We start from the raw sequence: 2921 nt of genomic DNA on the forward strand, positions 1-2921 counted from the left end.
GCGATCGAAATGGCGGCCTTTGAACATCTTGCACCCCCGGAGCGTGCCGGAGGCGTACGCCGAACTGAGTTACCGAAAAGTTTGCAACAGATCCCGCGCCGTTGCTGGGTATTTCAGGGGTCGCCGCTCATGATGAAATGCACGATCTCTGCATCATGTTGCATCACCGGCGCATCATCTTCGCGTCACCGCTGCATTACTCCCGCCTCATCTTCGCATCATCCCAATGCGCATAGCGCATTGGGACCCATAGGCGGACCCTCTCAGGGTGCGGTGTGTATCGAACGCAGTAGAAAAAGGACCAATCCTTAGCCTTAACTCGTCTATACACCATACGCACCTCTCGGTGCAGCTAAGTCATTGATAGCAAACAATATTTTCGAATCATGGCATGGTGCGCTGTAGTGTTCAGGTACTACAAAACCGCTGTAACACACTGATTTGCCTATAGGTCACGCACTACAGGGCGCACTACAAGGGGCTTCTCTATGTTGGGACACCCAATCACCCTACGACTAACCCCGGAGAGGAAGGCCGTTTTGGAGGTCGCGGCGGCCCGCAGGGGCAAGCCGCTATCTACCTACCTGCGCGACCTGATCGATGACGCGCACGAGCTGCATTGCACGCTTACGGCCCTACAACGGGAGGTGACGCTGTTGCATGACCGGCTGGACGATCCGGGAGAGCGAAGCGCAACCGGCCCTGCGGCCCCGGCCCCGACGGCCATTCAGGTTGAAACGCTGTTGCTGCTGCGTGCTTTGGCCGGGCCGGATCGCATGAAGGCAGTGCAGGGCGAATTGAAGCGCCTCGGGCACGAAATCTGGACTCCGGGCGAGGCGCAACGATGAGTGCAGTTCCCTATGTCCGCGTGCTCATATCGCCAGAATTGAAGGAGCAATTCAGCCAGATTGCAGCTCACCAAGACCGAGCAGTGAGCCAAGTTTTGCGCGACCTCATGCGGGAATACATCTGGCGGACATCGCAAGCCCGAGCGCCGCTCAACTATGGACGCATCTATTGGCGCTCACGTGGCGACTCGATTCGGGCAGTCATTGATACGGATCTGAAGGCGGAATTTGACGCGGCTGCCCGAAAGAATGGCGTGCTCCCGAGCCGCGCTTTGCGTGACCTGGTGAGTGAGTACGTGAGGCGTCATAGCCGGGGCGAGATTTGGGAGCCAGGAGTTGAGATCAAGCGCAAAGAATTGGCAAAGGGAGGCGTCATCAATGCTTGAGAAGGTTCGAGATACTTTCGTTCAAGTGAACAGGGCTTTTCAGTTCGGCCTTGCGGCTCTTTTCGCCGTCATGGGTGTCATGCTGGCCCTGACGTTTGTGCTCAATCCGTCATGGGTTTTCGCGGGCGACAAGCCCTTGGGAGGCTGCATTCAATTGGCCGGCGCATTGGGTTTGTGCTGGCTGCAATGGCGTTACCGTCACATCGTCTATCCGCAGCTGGACCTGTCGCGTATTTGTGCCGCCCCCGGTGCTCGTTTAGGCCACTTGGCGTTCGAAGGCCAAGGGGCTTTTTCCTCCCAATGCTGAGTGCCGACGGCGCGGGTTATAGAAGCCGTTGATGTATTGGAAGATGGCTGTCTCAGCCTGTCGGCGGGTCTCCCACGTGCGCCGCCAGATCAACTCGGCCTTGATGGTCTTGAAGAAGGTCTCGACGGCGGCATTGTCATAGCAGTTACCCTTGCCGCTCATCGACACCTTGAACCCATGCTCGCGCAGGATCTTCTGGTAGTCATGCGAACAGTATTGGCTGCCGCGATCGCTGTGGAAGATGCAGCCCCGCGGCGGGGATCGCAGGGCGATGGCCATCTTCAAGGCCCGGATCGCCAGATCGCGTTTCATGCGGTTGCTCACAGCCCAACCGATCACGCGCCGGGAGTGCAGGTCCAGGATCACCGCCAGATACAGCCAGCCCTCACGGGTCCAGATGTAGCTGATGTCGCCCGCCCACTTTTGATTGGGCCGTTCTGCCGTGAAGTCACGGTCCAGCAGGTTCGGCGCGATGTTGAACGTGTGATCGCTGTCCGTGGTCGCTTTGAATTTCCTCGTTCTTTCAACGACGATCCCGTTCTCGCGCATCAGTCGCCCGACCCTGCGGTGCCCGACATCGACGCCGACTTCCTTCAACTCTTCGGTCATCCTCGGCCGGCCATAGCTGCCCAGGCTCAGCCGCGATTGCTCCTTGATATGCGCCAGAACCACCATGTCCATGTGCTGCCTGCGGCTGGCCGGACGGCTGCGGAAGGCCCGTAAGCCGCGCGGGCTGACATTCATCACCCGACAAAGCCGGTCGACCGGGAAAGACCCGCGCTGTTCTTCGACGAACCGGAACCTCACGGCTTTTGGCTCGCGAAGAACTGGGTGGCTTTTTTTAGGATGTCCCTCTCCTCCTTGAGGATGCGGATCTCGCGCCGAAGCCGCTCGTTCTCCCGCGCCAGCTCGCGGTCCTCGGCAGAGACCACATCCGTATCGCGGTGCGCATTCACCCACTTGTTCAAGGTCGACAAGCCGACGCCCAGATCATCCGCGACCTGACGCCGCGAAAGCCCACTTGTCAGCGCGATCCGCACCGCATCCTTGCGAAATTCATCCGTCCTGCCTGTGCCCATAGTTCATCTCCTTTGCTGCACATTACGTGATCAAAGGAGCGGCACCAAACCGTGACAGGTCCAAGCTGCGCCGGGACTATCTGGCCGCACAAAGAGGGCCTGCGGTGAGGCTGTAAGGAGACGGCAGTAATAGGCCCGTAGCGCGGGCCTATTAGTAATACGCACGGACTTGTCTCACCGGCCTACGGCTGTGTTGGCTTCGGCGGGGGATCTGTTGCAAACTTTTCGGTAACTCAGTTCGGCGTACGCCTCCGGCACGCTCCGGGGGTGCAAGATGTTCAAAGGCCGCCATTTCGATCGC

General features: G+C 59.1%; 4 protein-coding genes. 3 read left to right on the top strand and 1 reads right to left on the bottom strand.

The window, feature by feature from the left end:
- Positions 1–539: 539 nt before the first annotated feature.
- The 3 genes from M511_RS18920 to M511_RS18930 are packed head-to-tail and all read left to right on the top strand — an operon-like array spanning position 540 to position 1541.
- Positions 540–848 (top strand): mobilization protein, encoded by a 309-nt coding sequence (locus M511_RS18920; protein ID WP_240547712.1) that lies wholly within the window; start codon positions 540–542, stop codon positions 846–848.
- Complete coding sequence (locus tag M511_RS18925) at positions 845–1234, top strand: hypothetical protein (RefSeq protein WP_085503252.1); 390 nt, start codon at positions 845–847, stop codon at positions 1232–1234. The genes M511_RS18920 and M511_RS18925 overlap by 4 nt, the downstream gene beginning before the upstream one ends.
- A complete protein-coding gene (locus tag M511_RS18930) occupies positions 1227–1541 on the top strand; it encodes a hypothetical protein (protein WP_139824656.1) in 315 nt (104 codons plus the stop codon). The genes M511_RS18925 and M511_RS18930 overlap by 8 nt, the downstream gene beginning before the upstream one ends.
- On the opposite strand, the gene M511_RS18935 is transcribed toward M511_RS18930, so the two are convergent.
- Positions 1491–2620, bottom strand: a protein-coding gene (locus M511_RS18935) for an IS3 family transposase (protein WP_139824657.1) whose coding sequence is annotated in 2 segments (ribosomal slippage) — positions 1491–2386 and positions 2386–2620 — 1131 coding nt in all. Because the reading frame shifts where the segments join, the coding sequence is not laid out codon by codon here. The two genes, M511_RS18930 and M511_RS18935, sit on opposite strands and share 51 nt — an antisense overlap.
- Positions 2621–2921: the final 301 nt, after the last annotated feature.

The organism is Paracoccus sp. J56, from assembly GCF_019633685.1.
In the GTDB taxonomy this organism is placed as follows: domain Bacteria; phylum Pseudomonadota; class Alphaproteobacteria; order Rhodobacterales; family Rhodobacteraceae; genus Paracoccus; species Paracoccus kondratievae.

Excerpts from the sequence above, each read along its gene's own strand:
- M511_RS18925 (WP_085503252.1), top strand. The coding sequence starts at position 845 with ATGAGTGCAGTTCCCTATGTCCGCGTGCTCATATCGCCAGAATTGAAG.
- M511_RS18930 (WP_139824656.1), top strand. The coding sequence starts at position 1,227 with ATGCTTGAGAAGGTTCGAGATACTTTCGTTCAAGTGAACAGGGCTTTT.